At 59.9% G+C, this 14716-nt stretch carries 13 protein-coding genes; 5 read left to right on the forward strand and 8 right to left on the reverse strand.

Features of this window, described 5'->3' with window-relative positions; all coding sequences use genetic code 11:
- Positions 1-48: 48 nt before the first annotated feature.
- From DYZ14_RS13260 to DYZ14_RS13280, 5 genes are all read left to right on the forward strand, one after another.
- Positions 49-1299, forward strand: a complete 1251-nt coding sequence (locus tag DYZ14_RS13260) for an ABC transporter substrate-binding protein (protein WP_154721105.1) — start codon at positions 49-51, stop codon at positions 1297-1299.
- Positions 1300-1367: 68 nt separating this feature from the next.
- Positions 1368-2231, forward strand: coding sequence for a carbohydrate ABC transporter permease (locus DYZ14_RS13265; protein ID WP_154721106.1), 864 nt, complete (start codon positions 1368-1370; stop codon positions 2229-2231).
- Positions 2228-3046: a carbohydrate ABC transporter permease gene (locus DYZ14_RS13270; protein WP_154721107.1), complete on the forward strand. Its 819-nt coding sequence runs from the start codon at positions 2228-2230 to the stop codon at positions 3044-3046. The genes DYZ14_RS13265 and DYZ14_RS13270 overlap by 4 nt, the downstream gene beginning before the upstream one ends.
- 7 nt (positions 3047-3053) lie before the next feature.
- Positions 3054-4100: an NAD(P)-dependent alcohol dehydrogenase gene (locus DYZ14_RS13275; RefSeq protein WP_154721108.1), complete on the forward strand. Its 1047-nt coding sequence runs from the start codon at positions 3054-3056 to the stop codon at positions 4098-4100.
- Positions 4100-5149, forward strand: coding sequence for an ABC transporter ATP-binding protein (locus DYZ14_RS13280; protein WP_154721109.1), 1050 nt, complete (start codon positions 4100-4102; stop codon positions 5147-5149). Before DYZ14_RS13275 ends, DYZ14_RS13280 begins: the two co-directional genes overlap by 1 nt.
- A gap of 469 nt (positions 5150-5618) precedes the next feature.
- Here the strand turns inward: DYZ14_RS13280 and DYZ14_RS13285 are convergent, their stop codons facing one another.
- The 8 genes from DYZ14_RS13285 to DYZ14_RS13320 all read right to left on the reverse strand — a co-directional run bounded on the left by DYZ14_RS13285 (position 5619) and on the right by DYZ14_RS13320 (position 14712).
- Complete coding sequence (locus DYZ14_RS13285) at positions 5619-7271, reverse strand: Na/Pi cotransporter family protein (RefSeq protein WP_154721110.1); 1653 nt, start codon at positions 7269-7271, stop codon at positions 5619-5621.
- Positions 7272-7621: 350 nt separating this feature from the next.
- A complete protein-coding gene (locus tag DYZ14_RS13290; protein WP_154721111.1) occupies positions 7622-8674 on the reverse strand; it encodes a sn-glycerol-3-phosphate import ATP-binding protein UgpC in 1053 nt (350 codons plus the stop codon).
- Positions 8674-9522, reverse strand: a complete 849-nt coding sequence (gene ugpE, locus DYZ14_RS13295; RefSeq protein ID WP_154721112.1) for a sn-glycerol-3-phosphate ABC transporter permease UgpE — start codon at positions 9520-9522, stop codon at positions 8674-8676. The genes DYZ14_RS13290 and ugpE overlap by 1 nt, the downstream gene beginning before the upstream one ends.
- Before the next feature lie 9 nt (positions 9523-9531).
- Entirely contained in the window at positions 9532-10413 is an 882-nt protein-coding gene (gene ugpA / locus DYZ14_RS13300; protein WP_154721113.1) for a sn-glycerol-3-phosphate ABC transporter permease UgpA, read from the reverse strand.
- A 70-nt stretch (positions 10414-10483) separates the two neighbouring features.
- Positions 10484-11794, reverse strand: a complete 1311-nt coding sequence (gene ugpB, locus DYZ14_RS13305; RefSeq protein WP_154721114.1) for a sn-glycerol-3-phosphate ABC transporter substrate-binding protein UgpB — start codon at positions 11792-11794, stop codon at positions 10484-10486.
- Between the two features lie 482 nt (positions 11795-12276).
- Positions 12277-13530: a type II toxin-antitoxin system HipA family toxin gene (locus tag DYZ14_RS13310; RefSeq protein WP_154721115.1), complete on the reverse strand. Its 1254-nt coding sequence runs from the start codon at positions 13528-13530 to the stop codon at positions 12277-12279.
- Entirely contained in the window at positions 13523-13834 is a 312-nt protein-coding gene (locus DYZ14_RS13315) for a helix-turn-helix domain-containing protein (protein ID WP_154721116.1), read from the reverse strand. Before DYZ14_RS13315 ends, DYZ14_RS13310 begins: the two co-directional genes overlap by 8 nt.
- Positions 13835-14565: 731 nt before the next feature.
- Positions 14566-14712 (reverse strand): DUF1127 domain-containing protein, encoded by a 147-nt coding sequence (locus DYZ14_RS13320; RefSeq protein ID WP_154721117.1) that lies wholly within the window; start codon positions 14710-14712, stop codon positions 14566-14568.
- Positions 14713-14716 lie beyond the last annotated feature (4 nt).

Consider the following 14716-nt stretch of genomic DNA (forward strand, 5'->3'; position numbering starts at 1 on the left):
AAAGTGCCCCCGTCGATGGCGAGGGAGTTGCCATCAAGGGAGGAAATCATGAAATTCAATGCTCTCCGCGCCGGTTGCGCGGTCATCGCCCTGCTTGCCGCATCCAACGCCTATGCCGCTGCACAATGCACGGACGATGTCCGTGTGCTGGCGCAACCGCGCGACGGGCTGACACTGCTCGAAGACTATGTCGATGAGTTCGAGGAACTCTCGGGCGCCGGCTTTGAGATCAATTATCTCAACGAAAATGACCGCCGCGCGAAGTCGCAGGCCGACGCCTCAACCGTCGGCAGCTTCGACGTCTACTATGTCGATGAAGCCAATCTCGCGCTCTTTGCCTCGTCCGGCTGGATCGTGCCGCTCGACGGCTTCTATCCGACCGAATACGACTACGACGACTTCGACGCCGGTATGCGTGCTGCCGCCACCTATGACGGCAAGCAGTGGTTTGCGCCGATCCAGGGCGGCGGCGACCTGATGGTCTACCGCACGGATCTTCTGGAGAAGGCCGGCATTCAGCCGCCGAAGACATGGGATGAATATTTCGCCGCCGTCCAGAAGCTGCATGATCCCGACAACGGCATTTATGGCACGGCTCTGCGCGGCCAGCGCGGCTCGGGTGCCAATGTCTGGCGCTGGATGCCCTTCTTCAAGGCGAATGGCGGCGAGTGGTTCAAGGACGGCAAGCCGGCCTTCAACTCGGAAGCGGCCGTGAAGGCGACCGAGACCTATCTCGAGCTCTTCAAGTATTCGGCGCCTGGCACGCAGACTGGTTCCTGGGATGAATCGACCGGCGCCTTCCGTTCTGGCAAGGTTGCGATCATCATCGAATCCGCACCGCTCGGCGGCATGTCCGTGGACAAGGCGCAGAGCCAGGTCGCCGACAAGGTTGCCTTCTCCGTGCCGCCGTCGCCGCTGCCGGGTGGCGGTTATGCTCACGGCTTTGCAATCGCCTCCAAGGCCAATGCAACGGATGAGGAAAAGGCCTGCGCCGGCCTCTTCGTCGCCTGGGCAACCTCCAAGGAGCAGGAGGCCCGCCGCCTCGCCGCCGGTCAGCCGGGCGAACTGACCCGCACCAGCACCTATCAGAGCCCCGAATACGCCAAGACCTTTGGCCAGAACCTGGCGGATGCCATGGCGGCGACCGGTGAGAAGACCACCGTCACCTTCTGGCAGGATCCGCGCTGGCAGGAACTGGGCAACCAGTGGGGCATCATGCTCGAAGAGCTGATCACCGGCAGCCGCACCGACATCAAGGCGACGCTTGCCGAACTCGAAGCCTTTGCCGCCAAGCTCTAAGACCTCCCAAGCAGCCACCTTGGGCGCGTCTCGTGGCGCGCCCTTTTTTGCCCATTCGAGGATCTGCCATGCGCCGCGGCCACTCGTTGCCTTACGTCTTTCTTGGGCCCACTCTGGGTATCCTGATCATCCTGGCCCTGGTGCCGACCCTCTATGCGATCAACATATCGCTGCAAAACCGCACGCTCTCGGCGCCCGATGCAGACTATGTCTGGTTCGCCAATTATTTGGCACTGTTTTCCGATGCCCGCTTCCTGAATGCGCTCTGGGTGTCGTTCAAGTGGGAAATCATCAGCGTCACCGCGACCATGGTGACGGGGTTGGCGCTCGGAATTGCCATGTTCGAGGCGGCGAGCCCACGCATGCGCAATATGCTTTGCGTGCTCTTCATCATTCCGGTTCTCTTGCCACGTGTCTGCGCTGCCTTTGTCTGGAAGTTCGCCTTCCATCCGCTCTATGGCGCGCTGACCTGGCCGGTTCGTGAACTCACCGGCATCACGCCGGACATTCTCTCCACCCCGCTCGGCGCGCTTCTCGCTGTCGCCTTTGTCGATGTCTGGCAGTGGGGCCTGTTCTTTGCCGTCATCATCCTCAAGCTTCTGGAATCTCTGCCGCCGCAACCTCTTGAAGCCGCACGCATCGATCGCGCGACGCGCTTTGAGATTCACCGTTTCGTGACGCTCCCGATGCTCAAAGCGCCGCTGATCAGCCTGCTGCTGGTCAAGGCCATCGAAAGCCTGCGCTCCTTTGACCTCGTCTATGTGATGACCCGCGGCGGTCCCGGCATCTCCACAGAGACGCTCGACATGTATGCCTATTCGCAAGGCTTCATCGAAGCCGGCAAAATCTCTTATGCCTCGTCCATGGCCGTCATCATGATGGTGCTCACCATCGTCACCTTCACCTTTACCTGGAAGAGGCTGAACCGATGAAGCTCTCGACGCTTTTGCTCAAGCTTCTCTTAGCTGTCGCAGCCGCCCTCGTCGTGCTGCCGCTGCTGTGGACCTTGCTCAACGCCTTCAAGACAAATGCCGACCTTCTGGTGTCGACGCCGAAGCTCTTCTTCCAGCCGGTCTGGGACAATATGAGCTATGTGCTGAACCGCCGTTCGGTCGCCCGCGCACTCACCAATTCGCTGATCATCTGCTCGAGCGCGGTCGTACTCGGTGCCGTCCTCGGCGTTCCCGCGGCCTATGTGATCGCTCGGTTCAAGAACCGGATCACGGCGGAAGCGCAATTTTTCGTACTGTCGCTGCGCTTCCTGCCACCCGTCGCGATCGCCATCCCAATGCTGGTCATCTGGCTCGGCCTCGATCTCTACGACACCCATTTGTCGCTGATCGTCACCTATCTGATCGTGACCGTCTCGATCACCATCTGGCTGTCGGTGCCGGCCTTTGAGCGCGTCAGCCTTCATGTCGAGGAAGCCGCTCGCGTCGATGGCCTTGGGCCATACGCAACCTTCTTCCGCATCGCGCTGCCGATTGCCCGGTTCCAGGTGTTCGGCGCCATCGCCTTCTCCTTCGTGCTGGTCTGGAACGAGTTTCTCCTCGCCATGATGCTCACGACCTCGAAGGCAAAGACGCTGCCCATCATCGCCTCGGAGATGTCGCAGCTCGGCATGAATGTTCCCTGGGGCATCCTGAACGCTGCCGTCGTCCTTCTGTCTTTGCCGCCGCTGATCCTGCTCGGGGTCCTGGCCGGTGGCCTCAACGCCGCATTTTCCAAGAAATCTGATCAAGGTTGATAGATCCATGAAAGCACTTGTCCTCGAACGTGTCGGCGAACTCTCCCTGCGCGACATCGATCTGCCGCAGGCGATGGGAACGGACGACGTTCGCATCCGCATCCACACCGTCGGCGTCTGCGGCAGCGATGTGCATTATTACACCCATGGCCGCATCGGCGACTTCATCGTCAACGAGCCCATGGTTCTCGGTCATGAGGCCGCAGGAACCGTGGTCGAAGTGGGTGCGAACGTCACCCATCTGAAGCCTGGTGATCGGGTCTGCATGGAGCCCGGTATTCCGGATCCGAAGTCGCGCGCCTCGCGGCTCGGTCTCTACAATGTCGATCCCGCCGTCACCTTCTGGGCCACGCCGCCGGTGCATGGCGTGCTCTGCCCCGAGACGGTGCATCCGGCTAGTTTCACCTACAAATTGCCGGATAATGTCTCATTTGCAGAAGGTGCGATGGTCGAGCCTTTTGCGGTCGGCATGCAGGCGGCCGCCCGGGCGAAGATCACGCCCGGCGACACGGCTGTGGTCACCGGCTGCGGCACGATCGGCATCATGGTGGCGCTGGCCGCCCTTGCCGGCGGTTGCTCGCGCGTCCTGATCTCCGACATTTCCGAGACGAAGCTAAGGCTTGCGGAAAGCTATGGCGGCATCACGGGCGTCAATCTGAAAGAGGTCGATCTCATCGAGACGGTCAACAAGGCGACAGAAGGCTGGGGTGCCGATATCGTCTTTGAATGCTCAGGCGCGCCCGCCGCGATCCGCGATCTCTTCAAGCTCGTGCGTCCGGGTGGGACGGTGGTTCTTGTCGGCCTGCCGCCGGAACCCGTTGCCGTCGATCTCGCCGCTGCCTGCTTTCGCGAATGCCGCATCGAGACCGTATTCCGCTACGCCAACGTCTTCGACCGGGCGCTGGCCCTGATTGCCGCCGGCAAGGTCGACCTCAAGCCTCTGGTTTCAGGTACCTACGGTTTCGAAAAATCCATCGCAGCCTTCAAGCGCGCGGCGGAAGGCCGGCCGGAAGATGTGAAGCTGCAAATCATCCTGGACGGGGAGGAGAACTGATGGCCACTGTCGAATGCCGGGGTATCCGAAAGGTTTATGGTGCGCTTGAGGTCATGCGGGACTTCGATCTGAAGGTCGACGACCACGAATTCATTGTCTTCCTTGGGCCATCGGGCTGCGGAAAGTCCACGATGCTGCGCATGATCGCGGGCCTTGAGGAAATTTCCGGCGGCGAACTCCTGATCGGCGGTGAGCGAATGAACGACCGCGATCCCGGTGATCGGGGCATCGCCATGGTCTTCCAGAACTATGCGCTCTACCCGCATATGAGCGTACGTGAGAACATCACCTTTGGGCTTGAGCGGGCCGGCATCGGCAAGGTTGCGATCGATCAGCGACTTGCCCCCGTCGTGGAGGCCCTTGGTCTTGGCGTCTACCTTGCCCGCAAGCCGACGGAACTGTCGGGCGGCCAGCAGCAGCGCGTGGCAATCGCCCGCGCCATGATCAAGACCCCGGAAGTCTTCCTCTTCGACGAGCCGCTCTCCAACCTCGATGCCAAGCTGCGCGGCAACCTCAGGATCGAGATCGCTCGCCTTCATCGCGACCTGAAGACGACAAGCATTTATGTCACCCATGATCAGCTCGAAGCGATGACGCTTGCTGACCGGATCGTGCTGATGAAGGACGGAAAAATCGAGCAGATGGGCACCCCCGAGGAGATCTACCAAAAGCCGGCGACAATCTTCGCTGCCGGGTTCATCGGCACGCCCAACATGAACTTCCTGCAATTGCAGATGGCGCAAGAAGGGCTTGGCGACGATCTCGTGAGGTTCGTAGCGCCGGAAGGCATACGACATGGGGGAGTGACAGTTGGAATCCGACCCGGATCATTTCGGGTGAGCAAAGACGCCCGGGCATTTCGTGGCACTGTCGAGCGCAACGAATTCCACGGCGAGACACGCCTCATCAGTCTGAAAAACGGGTGTCACGAGATAAACATCTCTGTTCCTGCGGAGGCTAGCCCGGCGATCGGCGAGGTACTTGGTGTTGACGTGGCCTCGTCCGACATTCACGTTTTCGATCCCGCCACGGGCCTGAGATTGAACTAGGATCGAGGCTGTCGGGTCGTTGGATCCAACGTCCCGTTCGCCCTGCACAATTCCTGTGGCGCAACCTGCCAGCAGAACCCCCCTCGAGTTGCGAGAATAGCATCGCCGGCCTTTGCGTCACTTCGCGGGCCGCCGTCTTGCAACTCCCCTATCTGTCCTTCCGGCGATAAAGCTTGCGGGTCGCGCGGGGCCATGATCCGTCGCTCTTCCGCCTTTCCCGCCCCGTAGTACCAGAGAGTGAGCTCGGTTTGGGCGCCGGCAGAAATGGCGAGCAAAGCAATTAGAACGCCGGCCGCGGCCGCAATGGCAGATCCGCACATCTCTTGGTCCTCCGCGAACCCCAAACCATCCAAGGAGCCGTTTGTCCAAGCCCAGGCACGATCAGTTCGGCCGCGAAGCCTTCGAGACTTCTACCGGCGACACGTCTGAAGCGATACGCTCTGGATTCGTCAACTCCTGAAACGACAGTTCAGACCTTGGGTTTGCGCTCACGCAGCCGGCTTTCGCGCAACATTCCGCTGTCGTCGAGAATGGGATGGGCGACGGAGACGAGGTGCGCATTGATACGCTTTAGGTCACGCAGCATGTCGAGATGAAGCGAACTCGTCTGCAGGCTCTCGGTGCGTCCGTCGCGAAGACGCTCCAGATGACGCTCAGCGGAAAGCTTTTCCGCCTTTCGCACATCGACCTTTATCTCCATCAGGCGTAGCGCCAGGTTTAGATCGCCGGTGACGATGATGGTCTGCGCCGCGCGCAGGTTTTCGATTGTCAGGTCGAAGAGGTTCTTGAGTTCCTGATATCCAGCATCAGAGAATTTCAGTCTGTTTGACACCTTCTTACGCACCTGCTCGCTCAGGCCCTTTTCGATGATGTCGCCCACATGTTCGAGATTGATTGCATAGTCAATAATGGCGATCGAACGGCGGCCATTGTCGCCGTCGGCGCGTTCGCGGCCAAGCTTTGACAGGTAGACCTTCACGTCCTGCTGCAACCGGTCAACCCGCTTTTCCAACGCCTCAATCTCAGACAGCGGCGCCAGATCATTGTTCCTGAATGCGCTTTCGACCCTGACCAGCATTCGTTCGACCAGATCGCCAACGCCCAAGACTTCTCGCGTGGCGTTGGCCAGGGCCACCACCGGGGTTGAAAGCGCCTCCGGATCCAGGAACTTTGGACCGGTGTCGGGATCTTCCTCTGCCGGGATCCAGCGCTTCATGGCGTCGGACAGCAGGCCGGAGAAGGGCCAGGCCAAGAGAGCAAGCGCCATGTTGAAGGCGAGATGCACATCGACCGGCAGGCCTTCCCGTTCAAACTGCAGCATCTCGAGGCCTTGCGCTGCGTAACTGACAAGCGGCAGGACGATCAGGCATCCGACGGCGCGAACGACCAGGTTGCCGGTGGTGATCCGCCGCGCCGAAGCTGGGGCAGACAGCGTAGCCAGCACAGGCGGAACGGCGCCGCCGAGATTGGCACCAAGGATCAGAACGATGATGAGCTCGGTCGACAGGATGCCGGTCGAGGCGAGCGAGAGAACCAGCACGACAACTGCAAGGCTCGACGAGGAGATGATGGCGAGACCCGCGGTCAACGCAAGTGCCACGGGCCAGGCGCCGCCAAGCAGCTTGATGAAGGCCGCGAGAGCGGGAGAATCGCGCATGGGCTCGGTGGCAGCCGAGAGCAGGTGGAGCGACAGGAGCATCAGCCCAATGCCGATCAACGCCGCGCCGCCCCCCTTGCGCGCAGTTGCGCCGCTCTTCTGGAGTGCGACGCCTCCGAGGATCAACAGCGGCGACAGCCATTCGATGCCGGTTGCGACGATCCAAGCGGTGACGGCCGTGCCGACGTTAGCGCCAAGCAGCACGATCTGCGCCATGCGGGCGCGGATCAGGTCGCGCTCGACGAAGGATGCAACGGTCAAGGCGGTGGCCGTGGAGCTCTGCAGTGCGATCGTGGCAAAGAAGCCGGAAATGAAGGAGCGCAGACCACTTTGCGTGCCAGAGGCAAGCCCGGTCCGCAGCTTGGTTCCGAAGGCACGGGTAACGCCGTCCTTCACCTGGGCCAGCCCGAAGAGCAACAAGGCTACCGCGCCAAAGAGATTGATGATGACGATCGTCGATTGCATTTCCGATTCCAATCGTCTGGCAGGGTAAAATCAGCCGCCGGCTAACTAAATATGTCCTATCCGCCGGATAATGAAAGGTGCTTTGCGGGAATTCACGCCCGTGCTGGATTCGCATGTCGAGATCGAGATCAACGTTGCCCGCAAGCCCGAAGAAGCTGCCCGCCAGGCATAGGTTGATCGCCTAGTTTCGGCTCACACATCACCGGCATCGATGAAGATGCCTTCGTCGGGAAGACGTCTGCGATCAGGACACAGGCCAGGATCAAGTCGACGACTTCCTCCGCAACCAGACATGAAAAGGCCCGGGCCACGGCCAGGATTTTCGCCTCTCCGTCCCCCGCTTTGCCAGGTCAGACAAGGCGCTTGCCGGTTTCATCGAACATGTGGATGTTAGAATGGGCAGCCGCGATGCGAATGGTCTCGCCGATGCCGATGCGCGAGCGACCCGGCACGCGAAAGACGATCGGGCTGCCATCGGCGAGCGAGGCATGGACATAGCTCTCAGCTCCTACCAGCTCCACCGCGTCGACCTGCACCTGCCCCGAGAAGTCCGAGGGGGAGTTTTCATCGGCAATCACGATGTCCTCGGGGCGGATGCCGACGGTATCGACACTCGTCGCAACGCCGGAATTCGTAGCGAGCACCCAGCCACTGCCCTCAACCGCCTTGCGCTTCAGGAGGTTCATCGACGGAGAGCCGATGAAGGTGGCGACAAAGGTAGAGGCTGGCCGCTCGTAAAGCTCGATCGGCGTGCCAACCTGCTCGATGCGCCCGCCGTTCAGCACCACCAGCCGATCGGCGAGCGTCATGGCCTCCATCTGGTCATGGGTGACGTAGACGCTGGTTGTGGCGAGCGACCTCTGCAGTCTGCGGATCTCGACGCGCATCTGCACCCGGAGCTTGGCGTCGAGGTTGGACAGCGGCTCGTCGAAGAGGAAGGCCGCGGGCTTGCGGACAATCGCCCGGCCCATGGCCACGCGCTGACGCTGGCCGCCCGACAGCTGGCGCGGTTTGCGCTCCAGGAACTGCTCGATCTCAAGCGCAGTCGCGGCTTCCGAGACCCGCCGGTCGATCTCATCCTTGGGCGTGTTGCGGTTTTTGAGACCGTAGGACAGGTTCTGCCTGACGGTCATGTGCGGGTAGAGCGCATAGTTTTGGAAGACCATGGCGATGTCGCGCTCGGCCGGTTCCAGATTGTTGATGACGCGGCCACCCAGCACGATCTGTCCGGAGGAGATCCCCTCGAGGCCGGCGATCATGCGCAACAGGGTAGATTTTCCGCAGCCCGAGGGACCGACGAGTACGATCATCTCACCGTCGGCGATATGCAGCGACACACCCTTGATTGCTTCAATATTGCCGCCATAGACCTTGCGGACATCCTTGAGTTCAATTTCGGCCATTATTTTTCAGTCTCCACAAGACCTTTGACGAACCAGCGCTGCATCAGCACGACGACCAGGACGGGCGGGATGATGGCGAGGATCGCGGTAACCATGACGTAGTTCCACGGCGTGGACGCGTCGGTGAAATCGACCATGCGCCGCAGCCCGATGATGATCGTGTTCATCTCCGCGTCATTGGTGACGAGGAGCGGCCAGAGGTACTGGGTCCAGCCGTAGATGAAGAGGATCACAAAGAGCGCAGCGATATTGGTCTTCGAAAGGGGCAGGAGGATATCCTTCATGAAGCGGAACGGACCGGCATTGTCGAGACGGGCTGCTTCCACCATTTCTCCCGGGATGGTCAGGAAGAACTGGCGGAAGAGGAAGGTCGCGGTCGCAGAGGCCATGAGCGGCAAGGTCAGGCCGGCATAGCTGTCGAGAAGCCCGAGATCGACGATCACCTTATAGGTCGGCAGGATGCGGACCTCCACCGGCAGCATCAGGGTGATGAATATCATCCAGAAGAAGCCCATCCGGAACGGGAATCGGAAGAACACGATTGCGAAGGCGGACAGGAAAGAGATGACGATCTTGCCGACCGCGATCGCCATCGCGACCACGAAGGTGTTGAAGAGCAGCCGCTCGAGACTGACGCCTACGACCTGCTCGACGCCGCCGGAGAGCGCGCCGGAATAGTTTTCGATGAACTGGTCGCCCGGAAGAAGCGACATGGGCGGGCGGATGATGTCGATCGACGACATCGTCGAGGCAATGAAGGTATAATAGATCGGAAAGGCCACGACGATGATGCCGAGCACCAGCAAGAGATGGCCGAGGAGTGTCGCAACGGGGCGGTTTTCAATCATGACCGGACCTCAACCATAGTGAACCTTCTTCTCCACAAAGCGGAACTGGAAGGCCGTCAATGCAATGACGATGATCATCAGCACAACCGACTGGGCCGCCGACGAGCCGAGGTTCAGGTTCACGAAGCCGTCATTGTACACCTTGTAGACCAGCGTCTCGGTCGCCTTGGCCGGGCCGCCGCCGGTGACGGCGTGGATGATGCCGAACGTATCGAAGAAGGCGTAGACCGTGTTGACCACGAGGAGGAAGAATGTGGTCGGCGCCAACAGCGGGAAGACGATTGTCCAGAACCGTCGTGCACCCCTGGCTCCGTCGATGGCCGCGGCCTCCAGAAGCGACTTCGGGATAGCCTGCAAGCCGGCGACGAAGAACAGGAAATTGTAGCTGATCTGCTTCCATGCGGCGGCCGCGACCACCAGCGTCATGGCCTGGTTTCCGTCGAGCAGCGGGTCCCACATGATGCCGTTGCGGCGAAGCAGGTAGGCGAAAGTCCCCATGGCGGGGTTGAACATGAAGAGCCACAGCATGCCGGCCACCGCAGGCGCTACGGCATAAGGAATGATCAAGAATGTGCGATAGAAGCCACGGCCGCGGACAACGAGATCCGCAGCCGTTGCCAGAAAGAGGGCCGTGCCCATGGCCACGGCTGCCGTCAGGACGCTGAAGACGACCGTCACCTGCAGCGAATGCAGATAGTTCGGGTCGGAGAAGATCGCCTGGAAGTTAGCCAGACCGACGAAGGCGCTGCGCAACCCGAACGGGTCCTCGCGCATGGCAGACTGATATAGAGCCTGACTTGCCGGCCAGAAGAAGAAGATCACCGTCAGGATAATCTGCGGCGCGACCAGGAAATAGGGAAGTATCTTATTGGGAAAGACGACGTTCTGCACAGCAAATGCCCTCGCCGGGATGAAAAGACCGCCCGGACATCGGTCCGGGCGGCGTTGCGAGCGCGTTCTGTTAGTTGCCGAGCGCCTGCTGGATGGCGGCGTTACCACGCTCGACGGCCTTGTCGAGTGCTGCCTTGGCATCCTGTTGGCCTGACAGCATGGACTCGAATTCCTCGTTCATGATGTCGCGGACCTGCGGCAGGTTGATGAGACGTACACCCTTTGAGTTCTCGGTGGGTGCCTTGCCCATCATCTGCTGGATTGGCGTCTCACGGCCCGGGTTCTTCTCATAGAAGCCGGAGTCCTTGGTGGCCTTGTATGCCTCCATGGTGACGGGCAAGTAGCCGGAGACCTGGTGCAGACGGGCCTGGACTTCCGTCTGCGAAAGGAAATTGAAGAACTCGGCGATGCCCTTGTATTCTTCGTCGCTCTTGCCGCCAAAGACCCAGAGGCTGGCGCCGCCGGGGATGGTATTTTGTGGACGGCCGTCACCTTCGTAATATGGCAACTGGCCGATGCCATAGTTCATGCCGCTCTTGACGATATCGCCGAGCCCACCTGAAGACTCGGTCAGGATGGCGCATTCGCCGGAGAGGAAGAGGTTCTTGGCTTCAGAGGTCCTGCCGCCGTAACGGAAGACGCCTTCCTTGGCGAGGTCGGCAATCGACTGGAAGTGCTGGACAAATTCAGGCGAATTGAACTTCAGCTCGACATCGGTGTCCGCGAGGCCATTCTCGTTGTTGGCGTAGGACAGGTTGTTCCAGGCGGCAAAGTTCTCGGTCTGGATCCAGGTCAGCCACGTCGACGTGTAGCCACACTCCGCGGCACCGCTCGTCTTGATCTTGCGGGCGGCCTCCCAGACTTGCGGCCATGTCTTCGGCGGGTTGTTGACATCCAGTCCCGCCTTCTCGAAGAGGTCCTTGTTGTAAAAGAGTATCGGCGAGGACGAGTTGTACGGGAAGGACAGCATGGTGCCGTCAGGCTTGGAGTAATAGGCCACGATGCCGGCCAGGTACTTGGCCTTGTCGAAGGTGTAACCACCCTTCTCGAGCACTTCGGCGACCGGCATGACTGCGCCTTCGGCACCCATCATTACGCCGGTACCGACGTCGAAGACCTGAATGATCGCCGGTGTCTGCTTGGCGCGGAACGCCGCGATGCCGGCATTGAGGGTTTCCGGATAGGTACCCTTGAAGACGGGCACAATCTTGTAGTCGCTCTGCGTCTCGTTGAATTCCTTCGCCAGCGTGTCCACGACCTCGTTGTTGGCGCCGGTCATGGCGTGCCACCACTGCAGTTCCGTCACTGCAAGCGCGCTCGACGCCCAAAGAAGCGACATGCTGGCTGCGACTGCCGAAAGAGCGATAATTTTCGTGGACATGGTTTCCTCCCATTTGCCATTCAAATCTGGTCTTTGTGGGCCCAATCCCGGCAAGCATCCCGTCAGGGTTGCCGACGATAGTTGAAGCCTCACATCAGCTAAACCAAATTTAGGTGCAATGACAATGGGATATTTCCGTCCCATATGGACGAACCTGCCTGTCACACAACCCGCCCGACTAAATCCTGCGCAAAGGGGACAGCGCCATTCGTTCGTGAACGTCCGGAAAGCCAGCGCCTGATCCCTCAACTAACTCCTTGCGACTTCGACCTCGCTGCGAGATGATCATTGCCTATGTCGACACCGAGAGCATCGGGACACCGATCCTCTATGGCCACGACGCCTTCCTAAAACGCAGGATGCGGACCAGAAACGACACCTGGCCGCAATTCGGCATCCATCCTTAAGCCCGCAGCCATAGGCACTTCGTCGATGACGGCGGGTCGAGTTGCTTGAGTGTGTTACGGCGTGCCGATTATCACCTAACCCGCGCAGGTACCGAGGATGGGGGTCATGAGTTGGACATGCGCATCGATACGCTCAAGAACCTTTTCCGGAACGACTTCGCGCTCGGGCAGCAACCACCAAAGCTGATTGACGCGCTCAACGGTATCGGACACCGCCTTGAGAACGGCGGCCTCGGGCAGGCGGGCACGATTGGCGAAGGCCTTCCAGCGTTGTACGTCCATCGCCTTGAAGGAACGTTCGCCGGAGAGTGACAGCGCCATGGCATCCGCCGGGATGTAAGGGATCGTCGAGAGCACGTCGTAGACGGGCGCAAATTCCGGCCTGTCCCCTGCCCCGCGATAAATCAGCGACCAGTTCTTCAAGTGCATGTCGCCATTGCCGGTCACGGCAGCCAAAGCCAACCGGCGGACGAATTCGAGCGCGGCGCCCGACGAGACGGCAACATTCAAAGCCGCGGCAATATCGTGATAGGCGGCTCCTTCATATTTTCTGGAAGGATGGACGCCAAACACCTGCGCGAAATCCTCGATATGGATCCGCTCTCCCCCGGCTCCCCGATCGAAACGTCGGAGGAGCAGAACGCTTCCGTCCGATAGCGTCCTGAACTCTTCCGGAATACCATCGAATTCTGACTGCTCAACAAGCTCGCGTTCGGGGACGTCCATGCCAATCGCTTCAGCAAGAGCGAGATTGGCATATTCGTTTTCCGACACGCCGGGAAACGCTGTCGATGGAAACTTGGCGATGTAGGAGCCCTGCTCATCTCCCAGCGGCAGTGTAAGGCCGCCGCCTTTGCCCGTGTTCTTGATGACAGAGAGCTTCATCTGAACGCCGGCGAGCGAAAATCGAGCTTTCGACTTTGGGACAGGCAGGCCGTCGTGGCGAGCAATCGTTCTGTCACTTGGGACCACGCGGACAGCACCCGGAAGATCCGACCCTAGTGCTACGAGCAGATCGAAATCATTACCCGAGCGAACGCTGCCCGCGTGGTGCTTCTCCATGGCTTCACGCAGTTTGTCTTCGGGAAGGAGATTGGCAAAGAATGCCGGTAGCGCTCGGGCGACAGGCTTGGGGTCCTTACGAAGCCCTCCGCTCGCCGCGCGGAAGGACAGGCTCAGCACGGGGAATCCGCCTGTTGCACGATAGCTTCCCTCGAAACTGAACGCATTGAAGTCGCCGGGCGTCCTGACGATCGTCCCGACTTTCAGGTCGTTCAATAGAACGTCAAGCGACCAAATGGACCTTGCATCGGAAGATGGCTCAAGCATTAGCATCCCCATCGGGGTGGGAAATGAAAGCTGGCAGATCATCGTAGTCATCATGCGGCCGTAGCAGGGCGTCAACTGCTGGGACCATCGCCTGAGGGATCAACATCAACTCAAGCCCAAGCGCCCGTGAAATGTTGATCAAGGTGGTCGTCCTGGCAGCACTGCTCCCCGCCTCGATCTCGCGATACCGAGGACGCGACAGTCCCGCCATGTCCGCCACCTGCTCTTGCGTGAGTCCCAGCCCCTTACGGGTCGCCTTCAACAGATCGCCGATTTCCAGCAATGCCTCTGATGCCGCCTCCATTGATCTCTATACCTATCATATTCCGAGTAAATGATATGCCTTTGTATCATTACGACCGGCGTTGAGTCAAGCTAATGATATGTTAACGGATCACATAGCGAACACATGATCTGTTTACGGCTCTTATCCTTAAATGGCCCTTGGGGGTATCGCGGCCAAATTGCCCCTGTTCGGCTCGCCCCTGGCAAACATATGCGGCCCATCTGGAGTACTGCCTCGAAATGGCGGCCTCCGGACCGGAGCACTTCAAGCTCATTATGAGCTTGTGCCGAAATTTGTCGGACATAGGCACATTTGATGGGCGTGGCTGGTCGGGGTCACCCCTTCCTCGCTCAGCGAGCAAGAACCGCAGCTCGCTCCCGAGCCTATGATGTGACGGTCCTGAAAACGAAAAAGCCTGCCGCAGGAGGAGGTGCGGCAGGTTTTCCGAAAAGAACCGAACAGACACTCAAGAGGACGAGCGCCGGCTCCGACAGAGGCCCCATGGGAGGAGGAGCGGGCCGTCTGAATTCGAAGATTTGCGGGGGGAAGCGCATCGCTTCGGTCAAAACCAAGATACCCATGCCCGCTGCACATTAAACAGACTTTGCTGCAGTGCAGCCATGTGAAGAATGCAGGAGTTAATCCTGACGAGAGCGATCTCCAGCACAGCGCCTCGCTCCGGCCAGACATAGAAACGCCCGCGTCATCAGCGGGCGCAGTATCACTCAGGGTGAGCAGGAAAAGGCTGTTTAGCGAGCAACCGACTGGCGAGCAACGCTGGGAATGTCGGCGCGATTGATACCGAGGTCCTGCAGTTCGCGCGAACTCATGCGGCCAAGTTCAATAACGGTCTGACGATACTTGCGCCAGTTGTTGAAGGAGCGTGCTACGTTCATGATG

The organism is Ciceribacter sp. T2.26MG-112.2 (assembly GCF_900492205.1).
GTDB lineage: Bacteria > Pseudomonadota > Alphaproteobacteria > Rhizobiales > Rhizobiaceae > Allorhizobium > Allorhizobium naphthalenivorans_A.

Coding starts and splice junctions, on each gene's coding strand:
- DYZ14_RS13280 (WP_154721109.1), top strand. CDS start 4,100: ATGGCCACTGTCGAATGCCGGGGTATCCGAAAGGTTTATGGTGCGCTT.
- DYZ14_RS13310 (WP_154721115.1), bottom strand. CDS start 13,530: ATGCTTGAGCCATCTTCCGATGCAAGGTCCATTTGGTCGCTTGACGTT.
- ugpB (WP_154721114.1), bottom strand. CDS start 11,794: ATGTCCACGAAAATTATCGCTCTTTCGGCAGTCGCAGCCAGCATGTCG.
- DYZ14_RS13260 (WP_154721105.1), top strand. CDS start 49: ATGAAATTCAATGCTCTCCGCGCCGGTTGCGCGGTCATCGCCCTGCTT.
- DYZ14_RS13265 (WP_154721106.1), top strand. CDS start 1,368: ATGCGCCGCGGCCACTCGTTGCCTTACGTCTTTCTTGGGCCCACTCTG.
- DYZ14_RS13290 (WP_154721111.1), bottom strand. CDS start 8,674: ATGGCCGAAATTGAACTCAAGGATGTCCGCAAGGTCTATGGCGGCAAT.
- DYZ14_RS13320 (WP_154721117.1), bottom strand. CDS start 14,712: ATGAACGTAGCACGCTCCTTCAACAACTGGCGCAAGTATCGTCAGACC.
- DYZ14_RS13285 (WP_154721110.1), bottom strand. CDS start 7,271: ATGCAATCGACGATCGTCATCATCAATCTCTTTGGCGCGGTAGCCTTG.
- DYZ14_RS13315 (WP_154721116.1), bottom strand. CDS start 13,834: ATGGAGGCGGCATCAGAGGCATTGCTGGAAATCGGCGATCTGTTGAAG.
- DYZ14_RS13275 (WP_154721108.1), top strand. CDS start 3,054: ATGAAAGCACTTGTCCTCGAACGTGTCGGCGAACTCTCCCTGCGCGAC.
- ugpE (WP_154721112.1), bottom strand. CDS start 9,522: ATGATTGAAAACCGCCCCGTTGCGACACTCCTCGGCCATCTCTTGCTG.
- DYZ14_RS13270 (WP_154721107.1), top strand. CDS start 2,228: ATGAAGCTCTCGACGCTTTTGCTCAAGCTTCTCTTAGCTGTCGCAGCC.